At 67.3% G+C, this 14,740-nt stretch carries 13 protein-coding genes and 1 pseudogene; 7 read left to right on the top strand and 7 right to left on the bottom strand.

The window, feature by feature from the left end; translation table 11 throughout:
• Nucleotides 1-115, top strand: a pseudogene (locus ACW5DW_RS12480) (IS30 family transposase); the annotation flags it as partial.
• On the opposite strand, the gene ACW5DW_RS12475 reads toward ACW5DW_RS12480, so the two are convergent.
• From ACW5DW_RS12475 to ACW5DW_RS12465, 3 genes are all read right to left on the bottom strand, one after another.
• Complete coding sequence (locus tag ACW5DW_RS12475; RefSeq protein ID WP_457019259.1) at nt 89-583, bottom strand: hypothetical protein; 495 nt, start codon at nt 581-583, stop codon at nt 89-91. The pseudogene ACW5DW_RS12480 and the gene ACW5DW_RS12475 sit on opposite strands and share 27 nt — an antisense overlap.
• A 122-nt stretch (nt 584-705) precedes the next feature.
• A complete protein-coding gene (locus tag ACW5DW_RS12470; protein WP_457019258.1) occupies nt 706-1,062 on the bottom strand; it encodes a hypothetical protein in 357 nt (118 codons plus the stop codon).
• Nucleotides 1,063-1,643: 581 nt separating this feature from the next.
• A complete protein-coding gene (locus ACW5DW_RS12465; RefSeq protein ID WP_457019257.1) occupies nt 1,644-2,108 on the bottom strand; it encodes a hypothetical protein in 465 nt (154 codons plus the stop codon).
• Between the two features lie 1,068 nt (nt 2,109-3,176).
• Between ACW5DW_RS12465 and ACW5DW_RS12460 the strand changes: the two genes are divergently transcribed.
• Both ACW5DW_RS12460 and ACW5DW_RS12455 read left to right on the top strand, forming a co-directional pair.
• Nucleotides 3,177-4,184, top strand: coding sequence for an integron integrase (locus ACW5DW_RS12460; RefSeq protein ID WP_457019256.1), 1,008 nt, complete (start codon nt 3,177-3,179; stop codon nt 4,182-4,184).
• A gap of 242 nt (nt 4,185-4,426) precedes the next feature.
• Nucleotides 4,427-5,344 carry an SMP-30/gluconolactonase/LRE family protein gene (locus ACW5DW_RS12455; protein WP_457019255.1) on the top strand — a complete coding sequence of 306 codons (918 nt, stop codon included), beginning with the start codon at nt 4,427-4,429 and terminating at the stop codon, nt 5,342-5,344.
• Nucleotides 5,345-5,381: 37 nt separating this feature from the next.
• On the opposite strand, the gene ACW5DW_RS12450 is transcribed toward ACW5DW_RS12455, so the two are convergent.
• The gene (locus ACW5DW_RS12450; RefSeq protein WP_457019253.1) at nt 5,382-5,858 is read right to left on the bottom strand and encodes an Lrp/AsnC family transcriptional regulator; all 477 of its coding nucleotides are present in this window, start codon (nt 5,856-5,858) and stop codon (nt 5,382-5,384) included.
• A 159-nt stretch (nt 5,859-6,017) separates the two neighbouring features.
• Here ACW5DW_RS12450 and phhA point away from each other — a divergent pair, with 159 nt between their 5' ends.
• From phhA to ACW5DW_RS12435, 3 genes are all read left to right on the top strand, one after another.
• Nucleotides 6,018-6,911, top strand: a complete 894-nt coding sequence (gene phhA / locus ACW5DW_RS12445) for a phenylalanine 4-monooxygenase (RefSeq protein WP_457019252.1) — start codon at nt 6,018-6,020, stop codon at nt 6,909-6,911.
• Between the two features lie 175 nt (nt 6,912-7,086).
• Nucleotides 7,087-8,283 (top strand): amino acid aminotransferase, encoded by a 1,197-nt coding sequence (locus ACW5DW_RS12440; RefSeq protein ID WP_457019250.1) that lies wholly within the window; start codon nt 7,087-7,089, stop codon nt 8,281-8,283.
• Nucleotides 8,284-8,665: 382 nt separating this feature from the next.
• Complete coding sequence (locus ACW5DW_RS12435; RefSeq protein ID WP_457019248.1) at nt 8,666-10,825, top strand: TonB-dependent receptor family protein; 2,160 nt, start codon at nt 8,666-8,668, stop codon at nt 10,823-10,825.
• Here ACW5DW_RS12435 and ACW5DW_RS12430 read toward each other — a convergent pair.
• Nucleotides 10,756-12,222 (bottom strand): FAD/NAD(P)-binding protein, encoded by a 1,467-nt coding sequence (locus ACW5DW_RS12430; RefSeq protein WP_457019247.1) that lies wholly within the window; start codon nt 12,220-12,222, stop codon nt 10,756-10,758. The two genes, ACW5DW_RS12435 and ACW5DW_RS12430, sit on opposite strands and share 70 nt — an antisense overlap.
• A 152-nt stretch (nt 12,223-12,374) precedes the next feature.
• Here ACW5DW_RS12430 and ACW5DW_RS12425 point away from each other — a divergent pair, with 152 nt between their 5' ends.
• Nucleotides 12,375-13,076 carry a 2OG-Fe(II) oxygenase gene (locus ACW5DW_RS12425; protein ID WP_457019245.1) on the top strand — a complete coding sequence of 234 codons (702 nt, stop codon included), beginning with the start codon at nt 12,375-12,377 and terminating at the stop codon, nt 13,074-13,076.
• Between the two features lie 163 nt (nt 13,077-13,239).
• Here ACW5DW_RS12425 and ACW5DW_RS12420 read toward each other — a convergent pair whose 3' ends face one another.
• Complete coding sequence (locus tag ACW5DW_RS12420) at nt 13,240-13,680, bottom strand: response regulator (protein ID WP_457019243.1); 441 nt, start codon at nt 13,678-13,680, stop codon at nt 13,240-13,242.
• Entirely contained in the window at nt 13,677-14,705 is a 1,029-nt protein-coding gene (locus ACW5DW_RS12415; protein ID WP_457019241.1) for a sensor histidine kinase, read from the bottom strand. The genes ACW5DW_RS12420 and ACW5DW_RS12415 overlap by 4 nt, the downstream gene beginning before the upstream one ends.
• Nucleotides 14,706-14,740 lie beyond the last annotated feature (35 nt).

Below are 14,740 nucleotides of genomic sequence, written 5' to 3'. Positions count from 1 at the left end.
CGACTGCAACACCGTTGTCGCTAAACTCAACCAACGACCGAGGAAACGCTATGGCTTCCAGACCCCGGAACAACGACTACAACAAACTTCAGGGGTGTTGCACTTGGAGTGTTAATTCACCGTGTTTCCCGGTCATTCTCACGAGCTCCCTCTCTACCTCTTGTGGCTGCACCTTGTCCGCAAGGAAAAGCGTATGGCGGCCTCCCGATTCATCAGCAATGTGCAAGACATTGTGGCCGGAGTCACGACCTAGCATGTAGCTCTCAATGGCCGGCCAGTAGATGAGGGAGATCTGGTCTCCTTTCACGATCACGATGCCATTGGGGCCAGAGTCGATTTGCCTAGGGCTGAGCCATCCCGTGACATAGATGAGTAGACCTAGAGGGACACCGATCGCCGGGGCAATCCAGAGACGGGAAGTGCGCTCCAATTGAGTGGCAATGTCCTCGCCAAGGTTCGCCAGCAACCCGACGGCCACGAGGATCGCGGTCCACAGAATTGCCCCTCTCAGCATCTCTTTGCCGAAGAGATTGAAACGCTGCTGTTGCTTAAGCGAAACCGACCACGGCTCACGCCACTTCATAAACACCCTAACGCCTGAGTTAAGCCGAACCGCGCAGTGGAGCCAAAGGCATGGCAAGCTTTTCCTGCCATGCCTTTGGTGTAACGAAGCGGTTTCGGCTTGAACGAATTGTTAGGCGGCAGCTACTGTCCATTGGCCTGACGCGCCTCCTGAAAGAGTTCGGCCAAGTCTGAGCTGGACATAGTGCTGAGATTGTCATATGCCGGCTTTGTAGCAGACTTGGCACCAGTACCCTCACCGTGCAACTCGATGCCGCCATTACCGTCAGGGGTGATGATGAAGACGAAAGGGGTAGCGGGATTTGGTAAGCCGGCAGTCACGACTACAGAGTGTCCGTCAGCACAGCCGTATACCAACCAGTCATTGCCTCCGAATTGCTTTACAGCCGGGCCAATGTTGCACTGGAGAGCCGGCTGCTCGGAAGGTTGCTCAGCGGGCGCACCAGCAACAAGGAGTGTGATGAGAAGGGTTGCGATCATGTCTTCTGCCGCCTAACGCCTGAGTTAAGCCGCGCCGCGAAGCGGCGTCGGCTTGGACGAATTGTTAGGCCCCGCGCGCGGAACTTGTTGCACAGGGATCACCTTGGACCTAATGGTGCCACTGAAGTATCCGCCGCCTTCGAGGAACGCGCAAGGCTGCTGGTACTGGTTGAAGATTCTTGACGGAACCCGGGCGGTAATTAGAACTGTTTCGCCATCGATGGGGAATTTGAATCCGCCCGTGGTATCGCCTCCAATGTTTGGATGAGCCGGATAGCGAGTGCTGGGGGCCGTGCAGTTGAAGATGACGACGGAGAAGTAGAACTGACGTCTTTTGATGGTCCGCGCGTCCGAAGACCTGATGGCCACCTCTACAACCTGCTCAGCTCCCTCGCTGTGCGACACCGCTGAAAGAGGAGCTGGGTTGAACTCACAGCCTTCCAGTGCCAGCAGAAGAACTGCGAGCAATGCGACTGTTGCAAGCAGCCTACCTCCCAGTCGCAGTCTTCTCGCCATAGGGGCCTAACGCTTGAGTTAAGCCGTGCCGCGAAGCGGCATCGGCTTGAACGAATTGTTAGGCCTCATGGCTGGCACACCGCACTGATTGAGCGAATGATCTCGCCCGAAGTGTCCACCTGAAGCCAACAGGATGATTGATGGCTGTAGTACTCGAGGAAGCTACCAGACTCCCGCTCGGCGTGAACAGGTTGACCATAGGTGGCTACCACTTTTGCCGCAGGCGTACCGGGGCACAGGCCTGCCGGGGTGCAAGCATTAGGTGCCGTCGCCTTGAGCTGGAACACGCGGCGCTGCTCGCCTGGGGCCTGCTGCTCTAGCCAGCCAACAAGAACGGTTAGACCGCCGTACTCAAGGACCGTGCCCTCACCAGTCTCAGATCGCTTTGGCGCGGGGCCAAGCATCGCAAGCACTTGTGCTTCCGAGTCTCCGAGAGCGACACCAGCGAGGCTCAGTTCACTGTCCGAAATAGTCGACGTTGTGGCGACGGATGAACTCAGAAGGAGAACGCTCGCGAGGATGCTCTTCATGAGGCCTAACACCTAAGTTAAGCCGAACCGTGTAGTGGAGCGAACCACATGGCAAGCTGTACCTGCCGTGTGGTTTGCGGAACGAAACGGTTTCGGCTTGAACGCATTGTTAGGTGCCGCCCGAACGACGCTTAGGCTTGCACCCCGCAAACTCTGGACTGTCCGAGGGCAGACTAAGATACGTGTAGGCCAGTGGATAGCCCAAGTAGACGTCATTTGTGCGTTGATTCTCCAGTTTGACACCGTCAGGCACAGAGACCTCGAGAGTGTTGGCGTCAAGCCAACGAAGGCCGATGCCATGCTCCAGCGTGTGAAAGGCCACGATGTTGCCACCAAGGCGATGCGAGTCAATGACACAGTCCGTCATGGCTTGGGTTGTTACGCCGCCGGAGCCATAGTTTATTTGGTAGTAGTAGGCAGAGCATTGACCGCCAGGGTGAGTGACTGGAGCGCTTGAGCACGTGGGATAGTCTGCGCTCGGGCAGCCGCCAAGAAAAATTGGCAACGCAATGACTGCTGGAATGAATCGCCGATTTCTCACCAAAGGCACCTAACAACCTGAGTTAAGCCGCGCCGCTCGCGGCTCCTTCCGAAGCGATTTCTACCACGATCTGGACGAGGGCGCGCCGGCCTGGGCGGTGTCGGCTTGAACGACTAGTTAGGGAGAAAGAGCACTGCCCTCCACGACACGCGGGACTCGTTGATCTCAAAGGAAAGTGACCGCAGCGACCATGTGGGTCCGCTTCAACCAACCAAGCGCTCCGTCTGGCCGGACCAACTCCGTTGTCCGACCAGACGGAGCGCTTGGTTGATTCTGAGCGCTGGGCCGATGGGGTCAATCAGGCAAGTACGCTTTCTCGTGTCAGGCTTCTCCCCGAGGCGACGGGGCAGTGCTCTTTTCTGCCTAACAACTAGTAGGCCCCAACACGGGGCGTAGCGCCGACTCTGCGCTGGTCCCTGCATGGAGTCAATCGGGATATTCCTACAGGAATCATCGGCTTATCCCGACTGTGGGCTGCAACACCTCGAAGCCACCATCCGCGATATGCCGGCAAGGAGGCGGATCAAATGGAATATGGCGGCGGCGAGACCGGCGTATTGGGTGAGGATGGAGCGGGCGCGCGACCAAGACTATTGGACGAGGTTCGAGCCCGATTGCGCCTGAAGCACTACAGTTTGCGTACCGAACAGGCGTACTTGTACTGGATCCGCCGGTATATCCGCAGCTCCGGAATGCGCCATCCACGCACGCTTGACGGCCGCGCCGTGGAAGGCTTCCTGAGTCGGCTGGCGTCGCGCGACAACGTGGCTGCGAGTACACAGAACCAGGCGCTGTCGGCACTGCTTTTCCTCTATCGCGAGGTGCTCGCGATGGACCTGCCATGGATGGCGAACGTGGTACGCGCCAAGCGGCCGGCACGGTTGCCTGTAGTGCTCTCGATCGAGGAGGTCGACCGGCTGTTTGTGCAACTGTGCGGGCGCGACAGCCTGATGGCTGGCCTGCTGTATGGCAGCGGCCTGCGCTTGATGGAGTGCCTGCGCCTGCGGGCCAAGGACGTGGACTTCGCACGCAACGAGATCACGGTGCGTGACGGAAAGGGCGGCAAGGACCGGCGCACGATGTTGCCCTCGCGCTTGCGCGAGCCGCTGCAGCGCCAGCTGGAGGCGATGCGCATCCTGCACGCCGAGGATCTGGCACAGGGTTTCGGCGAAGTGGCCCTGCCGCATGCGCTGGCGCGCAAGTACCCCGGTGCGGCGAGCGCCCTGCATTGGCAGTACGTGTTTCCGGCTGCAAGGCGTGCCCGCGACCCCCGGGATGGGCGCACCAAACGCCACCACCTCGACGAGAACGTATTGCAGCGTGCGGTGAAACGCGCGGCGCAGCGCGCCGGCCTGGCGAAGCCGGTCACGCCACATACCCTGCGCCACAGCTTTGCCACCCACCTGCTTGAATCGGGCTACGACATCCGCACGATCCAGGAGTTGCTCGGCCACAAGGATGTCGCGACGACGCAGATCTACACGCACGTGCTGAACCGCGGCGCGGGTGGAGTGTTGAGTCCGCTCGACCGCTGAACACCACCGCGTGAGATCCGTCACGGCGCACCACGCCGATAGGGCGTCGCGACCCTGGTCAGGCAATGCCTTGCGCGTTGGCTTGTCCGTTTTCGACAGGGCATCCGTCTGGCTTGTCTGCGTGCGTGCACGACCACTAATTGTCCTCGCCTTGGCGCGCGCAGGCGGAATCGATCAAGGCCCCGGCCGGATGTTGCACCGCGCGCGGATGCACGCCGGTCGGCGTGCTAGCGTCGCGCACCATGTCGACAGCACAGCTCCTTCTGCCGCGGTTTGCGTGGATCATCCTTGCCGCCGCGCTGGCTGCGATTCCTGCCTCGGGCGAACCGCTGTACGTCGCCAGCGACCACGTCGGCGAGGGAACTTTCACCACCGGCGTCGAAGGGCCGGCGAGCGGGCCGGATGGCGCGCTGTACGCGGTCAACTTCGGTCGCGAAGGCACGATCGGGCGGGTCACAATCGAAGCGGGCGTGGCCCATGCACAATTGTTTGTCGATTTGCCCGGTGACAGCGTCGGCAACGGGATCCGCTTCGATGCACGCGGCCATATGTACGTGGCCGACTATGTCGGACACCGCATCCTGCGCATCGACCCCCGCGACCGCAGCATCGCCGTGCATGCCCATGACCCGCGCATGCACCAACCCAACGACATCGCGATCGCGCCCGACGGCACGCTCTACGCCAGCGATCCGCGCTGGTCGCACGGCGACGGCCAGCTGTGGCGCATCGACGTGGATGGCGGCACGCACCTGCTCGAGACCGGCATGGGCACCACCAATGGGATTGAGGTGTCGCCCGACGGCCGCAGCCTGTATGTCAACGAAAGCGTGCAGCGCGGGGTCTGGGCCTACGACATCGGCGATGGCGGCGCGCTGTCTGGCAAGCGCCTGTTGATCCGCTTCGACGACCACGGCCTGGACGGCATGCGGACGGATGCGGCGGGCAACCTCTACATCGCACGCTATGGCGCGGGCAGCGTCGCCATCGTCTCGCCCGATGGTGCGCTGTTGCATGAGGTTGCGCTCAAGGGTGCCCTGCCCAGCAACGTGGCCTTTGGCGGCAGCGACGGCCGCAGCGTGTTCGTCACCTTGCAGGACCGCGGCGCGATCGAAACATTCCGCAGCGCGTGGCCGGGGCGGGAGGCGGGCGGCCGCTGATCCGCAGGGCCGGTGCAAGCGGCCTGTGCACTGCGGCTCACCCCGCCGGCAGCGGCAGGCCCCGAAACGCCTTGACCGTGCGCAGCACGAAGCTGGAGTTGACGTCGGCCACGCCGGCCTGGGCCAGCAGCTTGTCCAGCAGGAAGCGCGAGAAGTGCTCGAGGTCGCCAACCGCCACGTGCACCAGATAGTCCATCTCGCCGGTGAGCGCATGGCAGGCGATGACTTCCGGCCACTCGTTGACGTGGGCGGCGAAGGCGGCGATGGACGCGGCATCGTGCCTGGCCAGGTGCACGCGCACGAAGGCCTGCAGGCCCAGGCCCAGTCGTTCGCCGTCGAGCTCGGCGCGATAGCCGGCGATCACGCCCTCGCGCTCGAGCCGCTGCACCCGGCGCAGGCAGGCCGAGGCCGACAGGTGCACGCGTTCGGCCAGTTCGGCGTTGGTCTGGCGGCCGGCCCGCTGCAGCTCGGCCAACAGCATCAGATCAGTGCGGTCGAGCTCGCTTCCTGACATTTCGTGCTCCGGGCGCCCTAGAGGCGCAACAATCGTGCGCCATTGCCGCCTGCTCGCGCAACTTCGCAAGCCTGTTGCGCCGCCGGACGGCTACGCTGCGGTGATCGCATTCCCCAGCCCGGATCGCCCACGGCGGCGGGCACAGCGCCGGAGACCACCATGTCCGCCCAGCAGCCACGCCGCGTCGAGAACCTGCACACCGACAAGGGCAAGGTGCCGGTCTACGCCACCGGGATCGTCGAGCAGCCCTGGGACGAGTACGCCGCCGAAGACCACGCGACCTGGGCGACGCTGTTCGCGCGCCAGCGCGAGATCCTGGTCGGGCGCGCCAGCGAGACGTTCCTGCGCGCGCAGGACGCGATGGGCATGACGCCGCACGCGATCCCGAAGTACACCGAACTCAACCGGGTGCTGGGCGAGACCACCGGCTGGCAGCTGATCGGCGTCGAGGGCCTGCTGCCCGAACTGGACTTCTTCGACCACCTGGCCAACCGCCGCTTCCCGGTCACCTGGTGGATCCGCAATCCCGGGCAGATCGACTACATCGAAGAGCCCGACCTCTTCCACGACCTGTTCGGCCACGTGCCGCTGCTGATGGATCCGCTGTTCGCCGACTACATGCAGGCCTACGGCCGCGGCGGGGTGAAGGCGCACGCGATCGGCGCCGACGCGCTGCAGAACCTGACGCGCCTGTACTGGTACACGGTCGAGTTCGGGCTGATCCGCGAGGCCGGCGGCCTGCGCATCTACGGCAGTGGCATCGTCTCGTCGAAGGGCGAATCGATCCATGCGCTGGAAAGCGCCGTGCCCAACCGCATCGGCTTCGACCTGGAGCGGATCATGCGCACGCGCTACCGCATCGACACGTTCCAGAAGACGTATTTCGTCATCGACAGCTTCGAACAGCTGATCGAGGCCACGCGCCCGGACTTCACCCCGATCTATGCACGCCTGGCGGACCAGCGCTCGGTCCCGGCGGGCGAGGTGCTTGGCGAGGACCAGGTCTTCCAGCGCGGCAATGGCGAGGGCTGGGCTGGCGACGGCGACGTCTGACGGCACTGTGGGGCAGCTTCTGTCGGCCGTGGTGTAGTCGGGCCGCCTCTCTCAGGGCGTCTGCCTACGGTTCCGGGCGCAACGAAAGCGGCCGCCGGCGCGATCGCTGCTAGAATCACGCGGTTTTTCGCCGTATGCCGGCGCCCTCCCCTTCCCTTCTGCGACGACTCCTGCCGTGTCCTTTTTCGCGAACGTTGAACTGGTCCCCGGTGATCCGATCCTGGGCCTGACCGAGGCGTACAACGCCGACACCCGCGCCACGCGCGTCAACCTGGGCGTGGGCATCTACTACGACGAGGACGGCCGCATCCCGGTGCTGCGCGCGGTGCAGCATGTGGAGCGCCAGCTGGCCGAGCAGAGCAAGCCGCGCGGCTACCTGCCGATCGACGGCATGCCCGACTACACCCGCGCCACCCGCGAGCTGCTGTTCGGCGGCGATTCGCCGCTGATCGCCGAAGGCCGCGCCGCGACCACCCAGACCATCGGTGGCAGCGGCGCGCTGCGCACCGGCGCGGAGCTGCTGAAGAAGACGCTGCCGTTCGCGCGCATCGCGATCAGCAACCCGAGCTGGGAAAACCATCGCGCGGTATTCGGCGCGGTCGGCTTCGAGGTGGTGGACTACACCTATTTCGACGCTGCCGCGCACGGGCTGGATTTCGACGGCATGCTCGCCGACCTGCGCAAGCTCGAAGCCGGCACCGTGGTGCTGCTGCACGCCTGCTGCCACAACCCCACCGGCGCCGACCTCACCCCGGCGCAGTGGGAGCAGGTGATCGCGCTGCTGCACGATCGCGACCTGTTTCCCTTCATCGACATGGCCTACCAGGGCTTCGACCAGGGCATTGCCGAGGATGCGCTGGCGATCCGCCTGCTGGCCGCCTCGCCGATTCGCAACTTCGTGGTCGCCAGCTCGTACTCCAAGTCGTTCTCGCTGTACGGCGAGCGCGTCGGCGCGCTGACCGTGGTCAGCGACAGCGGCGACGAGGCCAAGCGCGTGCAGTCGCAGGTCAAGCGCCTGGTCCGCGCCAACTACTCCAGCCCGTCCACGCATGGCGCCGCGCTGGTCGCGGGCGTGCTCAACGAGCCGGCGCTGCGCGCGCAGTGGGAAGACGAACTGGGCCAGATGCGCACGCGCATCCACGCCCTGCGCGCCGGCCTGGTCGAACGCCTGGCCGCGCACGGCGCGCCGCAGTACGAGTTCATCCAGCGCCAGGCCGGCATGTTCTCGTATTCGGGGCTGTCGAAGCCGCAGGTCGAACGCCTGCGCGATGAGTTCGGCATCTACGCGGTCGGCACCGGCCGCATCTGCGTGGCCGCGCTGAGCGCGGGCAACCTCGACTACGTGGCGAAGGCGGTGGCGGCGGTCAGCTGAGGGAGTGGCGCGGCGGGTGTGTGGGCTTGCTGCCCCGGCGTGTAGACAGGCCGCCTCGCCGGATGAAAGAGCAAGGGCGTCGCGGCGGCTGTGTCCGTCGTGCGAGTTGCGCCACATACCCTGTCATCCCGAGCGCAGCGAGGGATCTTCTGTCAGGAATGACGCGGCGTCAGATCCTTCGCTGCGCTCGGGATGACAGGCTTGTGGGTGGTGCGCTGTCCTGGAGCTCGGGCACCCTCGCCCACTCCGCCTGTCCTTGTCTCCACGCCGCAACGCCCGCACACAGTGGTTTTGCGCAAGATTGCTGTGCTGCGCAACCACGGCCTCTTCATCGCTTGCCCCTAGACTGCTGCGCGATGAACACCCTCCGGATTTCCTGCTGATGCGCGCGACACCCTCTTCCCGGCGCCGCTGCACGCGCGCGTGGCCGCTGTTGGCCACGTTGTCCGCCGCGTGTGCACCGGCGCTGTCCGCCGATAACGCGCTCAACCCCGTGACGCTCGACCGCATCGAAGTCACGGCCACGCGGTTGCAGCATGTCGCGCCGTTCGACGTGCCCGCCTCCTTCGACCGCATCGTGCTCGACGGCAGCGAGGCGCGCGCCGGGACCAGCGTGTCCGAGGCGCTGTCGGGCGTGGCGGGGCTCGCGGCGCGTGAGCGGCAGAACTTCGCCCAGGACACGCAGCTGTCGATCCGCGGCTTTGGCGCGCGCTCGACCTTCGGCGTACGCGGACTGCGCCTGTACGCCGACGGCATTCCGGCGACGATGCCCGACGGCCAGGGCCAGGTCTCGCATTTCGTGATGGCGGGCGCGGAGCGCATCGAAGTGCTGCGCGGCCCGTTCTCGGCGCTGCACGGCAACTCGTCCGGCGGCGTGGTGCAGATCTTCAGCGCGGAGGGCGAATCGCCAACGCGCGGCCACCTGCAGGCCAGCGCCGGACGCGACAGCAGCCGCGCGGCCTCGGCCAGCCTGCGCGGCGCGAACGACACGCTGGGCTATGCATTGGCCGCCAGTCATTTCGAGACCGACGGCTGGCGTGACCACAGTGCCGCGCGCCGCAGCTGGCTCAACCTCAAGCTGCACGCCGAGCTGCCGCGCGAGGGCCGCCTGCTGCTGGTCGGCAACCATTTCGACGCACCGAACGCGCTCGATCCGCTGGGCCTGGACTGGGGCCAGGTGCAGGACGATCCGCGCCAGGCTACGTCGGTGGCCACGCAGTACCGCACGCGCAAGTCCGCCAGCCAGGACCAGCTGGGCCTGCGCTGGGAGCAGCCGCTGGGCGGTGGCCACGCCATCGAGGCGATGGGCTACGGCGGACGCCGCTCGATCGAGCAGTTCCTGTCGGTGCCGGTCGGGGCGCAGGCCAACCCGCTCAGCTCCGGCGGCGTGATCGACCTGGACAACGACTATGGCGGGCTCGACCTGCGCTGGCGCTGGGCCGGCTCCCTGGCCGGGCGTGCGCTGGAGTTCGCCGCCGGCGGCAATGCCGACCGCCAGCGCCAGCATCGGCGCGGCTACGAGAACTTCGTCGGCGACACGCTGGGCGTGCGCGGCACGCTGCGGCGCGACGAGCGCAACCGCGTCGACAACCGCGACCTCTACGCGCAGGCCTGGTGGCAGTTCGCGGACCGCTGGTCGCTGCTGGCCGGCGCGCGCCGCAGCCAGCTGCGCTTCCGGTCAAACGACGGCTATGTCACCGCGGCCAATCCCGACGACAGCGGCCGCGTGGACTACGCCGAGACCACGCCGGTGCTGGGAATCACGTTCGCGCCGGCGTCGGACTGGCGGGTGTACGCCTCGGCCGGCCGCGGTTTCGAGACGCCCACCTTCAACGAGCTGGGCTACCGCGCCGACGGCGGCGCCGGGCTGGCCTTCGATCTGGCGCCGGCGACGAGCCGCAACATCGAGCTCGGCGCGAAGTGGCGCAACGATGCCGGCGCGCATGTGGAAGCGGCGCTGTTCCGCGCCGACACCGACGATGAACTTGCGGTGGCGCGCAATGTCGGCGGCCGCAGCAGCTACCGCAACGTGGGCCGCGCGCGACGCGAGGGCGCGGAACTCTCGGCCGGGCTGCCGCTGGGCGAGGCGTGGTCGCTGCGGCTGGCATGGACCTGGCTGGACGCGCACTTCAGCGACAGCTTCCCGATCTGCACCGGCGCCGGCTGCACCGATCCCTCGGTGATGGTCCCGGCCGGCACGTCGATTCCGGGCACCGCGCGCCAGCAGGCCCATGCCCGGCTGCAGTGGCAACCGCGCGACTGGACGTTCGCGCTCGAAGCCACCGGCAGCTCTTCGATCAGCGTCAGCGACAGCGACGCGCGGTCTGCGCCGGGCCACGTGCTTGCGCATCTGGAAGCGGCGCGCAGCTGGAACACCGCGCGCGGACGCCTGCGCGGTTTCGCGCGCATCGACAACCTCGCCGACCGCCACCACGTCGGTTCGGTGATCGTCAACGAAGGCAACGGCCGCTACTACGAACCCGGCCCCGGGCGCGGCGTGCTGCTGGGGCTGCGCTGGGACTGGCAGGCGCGGGCGGACTGATCGGGCGCGTCGATGCGCGCCGCTGCAGGGATATCGCGCTGGCTGCGGGCCCCGACGTGCATGGCCACCAGCGCCTGCGCCAGCCGCTCCGCGGCCACGCGCAGTTCCGGCACCGCGGTGATCTCCCAGTAGCGGCCGCGCAGCAGCGGCCCGAGGCAGTACAGGCCTGGCACCGTGCGCCCGCGCGCGTCCAGCACCTCGAACCCGTCGCTGGTGTCCAGGCCGAGTTCCTGCGCATCGGCGCGCAGCATCCCCGACTCGCGCAGCTGGGCCAGCAGCGGGTGCGTGGTGCGGGCGACGTCGGTGTTGAGTCCGGTGGCGCGCAGCAGCACGTCGTAGCGCTCGTGGCGCACGTCCGGCGCACCGCGCGGGCGGATCAGCACCGACACGCAATCCCCGGCGCTGCCGGCGCGTACCAGCCGACCGGCGATGACGCGCAGCTGGCCGCTCTCGCGCAGCGCGTGGATGTGGGCGGCGACGGGCGGCGCGACGCGATGCCGCGCAACTTCCCACCACGGACGCAGGTGGCGCAGGAACCGCCGCCGCTGCGGTGCGGGCAGCCCGCGCCAGAACGCCTGGGTGTGCGGACGCAGCGCATCGACCAGGGCGCGCCAGTCCACCAGCTTCGACAGTGCGCGGATGCGGCGCAGCAGTTCGCGCAGGTCATGCGCTGCAAGCGCCTGCAGGATCGCCGGGGGCAGTTCGACCGCAGGCAGCGGCTGCTCGGCATGCTCGCGCGGCAGCAGCCCGTGCCGCGACAGTGCGTGGATCGGGCCGCGATGGCCGCGCTGGCGCAGGGTCGCGATCACGTCGGCCATGGTCAGCCCGGTGCCGACCACCAGCACCCGCGCATCCGGGTCGATGCGTTCGATCGCGTGTTCCTGCCACGGCCAGCCGATGTAGGCCGGGTGCACCGCCAGGCGCGGGCCGACGCCCGCCAGCGGCGGCGGCGGCAGCGCGCCGACCGCCAGCACCACTTGATCGCTGATGATGGCCGCACCGTCCTCCAGCCGCACCGCGAAGCCGCGCTCCAGCCGTTCGATCGCCACCACCTCGCGCCGCACCGCATGCACCTGGGCGCCCTCGGCGTGCACCATCCCGTGCACGCGATCGCGGAGGTAGTCGCCATACAGCTGCCGCGGCAGGAAGGCGTTGCGGCCGCGGTCGCCGAGCTTGAACCAGTCGGCGAAGTCCTCCGGCGCGTCGGGCGCCAGGCCGAGGTCCCGCGCGCGCACGTTGAGCACGTGCTCCGGGCGCGCCTCGCCATAGGCCACGCCGCCTCCATAGCCGCGGTCGACGCCGACCAGATGGATGTGCGCATCGGCCGGTGCACTGCGCTGCAGTGCCGCGGCCAGCGCAACCCCGGAAAAGCCCGCTCCCACGATCGTGATCCGCATCTGCCGCTCCCGTCGTCCCTGCACATGCCTGTTTACGCAGGCGTGGCGGCGACCGCGTAAAGCGCGCGTTATCCGGGCAGGCGCATTGGTTGGATGCTTATGCCCGGCCGGCATGACGACGCTGCGCGGCCGATGGACGCTAGAATCGGGTCGTGTCCGCAGCCGACTTCATCGAGGTCTATCCCGGCGCGCTCGCGGTCGAGGCCTGCGACGCGATCGTGGCGCGGCTGCGCGGCAGCGATGCGCTGCAGCCCGGCGAGGTGGGCGGCGGCGTGCATCCGGAGCTCAAGCACAGCCGCGACCTGTCGATCAGCGACCGCGCGGACTGGGCCGATGTTGCACAGGCGCTCAACGTCGCCGTGTACGCCGGGCTGCTGGCCTACCTGCGCCGCTACCCGCAGGCGCTGGTCGCGCCGCTGATGCTGCAGCAGCCCGACGGCAGTGGTGGACTGCGGCGCCTGTCGGCCGAGGACATCGCCGCGCTCGACGACCGCGCGCTCGGCCAGCTCGCGCGCACCTGCCTGCGTCCGGGGCCGGTCAACCTGCAGTGGTACCGCGCCGGCGAGGGCGGCTATCCGTACTGGCACTGCGAGCTGTATCCGCGCGCCGGCGATGGCGAGACCCTGCACCGCCATCTGCTGTGGACGCTCTACCTCAACGACGGCTTTGCCGGGGGCGAAACCGAGTTCCTGTTCCAGCAGCGCAAGGTCGCGCCACGCACCGGCGACCTGCTGATCGCGCCAACGGCCTTCACCCATACCCATCGTGGCAACCGGCCCGAAGGCCAGGACAAGTTCATTGCCACCAGCTGGATCCTGTTCCAGCGCGCCGAAGCGCTGTACGGGGCGGCGTAGGCGACGCGGCCGAAGGCCGATGGCAGCACCCGCGGCATGCATCACCCAGCCCCGTGCAGGAGCGGCTTCAGCCGCGGTCGCACTGATCGCGGCTGAAGCCGCTCCTACAGGAATTTCGGTTGCGGTCGCGGGTGAGGTCGCGGCTGCCGTTGCGGCGCTCGCGTCAGCCCGCGACGCGCGGCTGGTTGAGCACCAGCCAGTACAGCCCGATCTGCTTGACCACGCCGACGAACTGGTCGAAATCCACCGGCTTGCGGATGTAACTGTTCACGCCGAGCGCGTAGGTCGCTTCGACATCGAACGGCTCGTCGCTGGTGGTGAGCACCACCACCGGCAGCGAGCGCGTGCGCGCATCGCCGCGGATCGCCTGCAGCACTTCGCGGCCGTCGAGCTTGGGCAGGTTGAGGTCGAGCAGCACGATCGCCGGCAGCTGCGAGACGTCGCGCCCGGCATGGCGGCCACTTGCGAACAGGTAGTCGAGCGCTTCGGCGCCGTCGCGCACCACGACCAGTTGATGGTCGATACCGGCCTCTGCAAACGCGATGCGGGTCAGCTCGGCGTCGTCGGGATTGTCTTCGATCAGCAGGATTTCGCTGTGCGTCATGGTGGAGCGTCCAGGTCGCGTCCGGTCGGGGCCGGAAGTTCGATGAAGAAGGTGCTGCCCTCGCCCGGGCGCGATGTCGCCCACATGCGGCCGCCATGGCGCTCGGCGATCTGATGGGCAATCGCCAGGCCGAGGCCGTTGCCGCCCCCTTGTTCCGACCCGTGCAGGCGCTGGAACGGCAGGAACAGCTTGTCAGCATAGCGCATGTCGAAACCGCAGCCGGCGTCGTGCACCGCCAGCTGCAGGAGACCGTTGGCCGCCGCGCCTTCGACACGGATGTCGACGCACTCGCGCGCGGCGGAGAACTTCCAGGCGTTGTCCAGCACGTGTCCGAGCAATGTCTTGAGCCAGTGTTCGTCACCGCGCGCGCGCAGGTCCGGCGCCACCTCGATCCGCGCCGTACGCGACGGATCTGCGTCCTGCAGCTCGCCCGCCACCCACTCGCACAGCAGGCTCACGTCGACTTCCTGCTCGCGCATCGACAGGCGTGCGGCGCGCAGCAGCTCCAGCAATGCGTCGACCAGGTGCTCGGCCCTCGCCGCGGCCTTGCGGATGCGGGCGATGTCAGCCCTGTCGGCTTCGGCGACCGTGGTCGACTCGTCCAGCCGCGCGGCAAAGCCGGCGATGCCGCGCAGTGGCGCGCGCAGGTCATGGGAAATGCCATGGACCAGGTGATCCTGCATGCGTGCCGCGGCTGCGCGTGTCTGCGCGTCCTGGTCGGGCTCCAGCTGCAGCAACAGCACTCCGGACGCGCCGCTGTCCAATTGCGCCAGGGACATCCGCCAGGCATGCCCACCGATTCCATCGACGTTGATGTGCTGCTGCATGTCGGCGCCCGCCAATGCCAGGCCGATGCGTTGCACGGTCGCCGCATCGAACAGCGCCTCATGCGCGCGCGTGCCGGCCAGCTCCGCCTGGTCGCGGCCAAGCAGGAGGCACAGCGCCGGGTTCACCGCCAACCACTCGCCACCGGCTGCAAGCAGCGCCATGCCGGCGCCCGCGCGGGCGAACGCCTCCTGGTACATGGACACATCAACCTGCACGATCGGTCACGTCGAAA

It is taken from the genome of Luteimonas sp. A482 (genome assembly GCF_054072655.1).
This window is presented reverse-complemented; position numbering and strand designations above follow the sequence as displayed.

Excerpts from the sequence above, each read along its gene's own strand:
- ACW5DW_RS12475 (WP_457019259.1), bottom strand. The coding sequence starts at position 583 with ATGAAGTGGCGTGAGCCGTGGTCGGTTTCGCTTAAGCAACAGCAGCGT.
- ACW5DW_RS12470 (WP_457019258.1), bottom strand. The coding sequence starts at position 1,062 with ATGATCGCAACCCTTCTCATCACACTCCTTGTTGCTGGTGCGCCCGCT.
- ACW5DW_RS12465 (WP_457019257.1), bottom strand. The coding sequence starts at position 2,108 with ATGAAGAGCATCCTCGCGAGCGTTCTCCTTCTGAGTTCATCCGTCGCC.
- ACW5DW_RS12460 (WP_457019256.1), top strand. The coding sequence starts at position 3,177 with ATGGAATATGGCGGCGGCGAGACCGGCGTATTGGGTGAGGATGGAGCG.
- ACW5DW_RS12455 (WP_457019255.1), top strand. The coding sequence starts at position 4,427 with ATGTCGACAGCACAGCTCCTTCTGCCGCGGTTTGCGTGGATCATCCTT.
- ACW5DW_RS12450 (WP_457019253.1), bottom strand. The coding sequence starts at position 5,858 with ATGTCAGGAAGCGAGCTCGACCGCACTGATCTGATGCTGTTGGCCGAG.
- phhA (WP_457019252.1), top strand. The coding sequence starts at position 6,018 with ATGTCCGCCCAGCAGCCACGCCGCGTCGAGAACCTGCACACCGACAAG.
- ACW5DW_RS12435 (WP_457019248.1), top strand. The coding sequence starts at position 8,666 with ATGCGCGCGACACCCTCTTCCCGGCGCCGCTGCACGCGCGCGTGGCCG.
- ACW5DW_RS12430 (WP_457019247.1), bottom strand. The coding sequence starts at position 12,222 with ATGCGGATCACGATCGTGGGAGCGGGCTTTTCCGGGGTTGCGCTGGCC.
- ACW5DW_RS12420 (WP_457019243.1), bottom strand. The coding sequence starts at position 13,680 with ATGACGCACAGCGAAATCCTGCTGATCGAAGACAATCCCGACGACGCC.
- ACW5DW_RS12415 (WP_457019241.1), bottom strand. The coding sequence starts at position 14,705 with ATGTACCAGGAGGCGTTCGCCCGCGCGGGCGCCGGCATGGCGCTGCTT.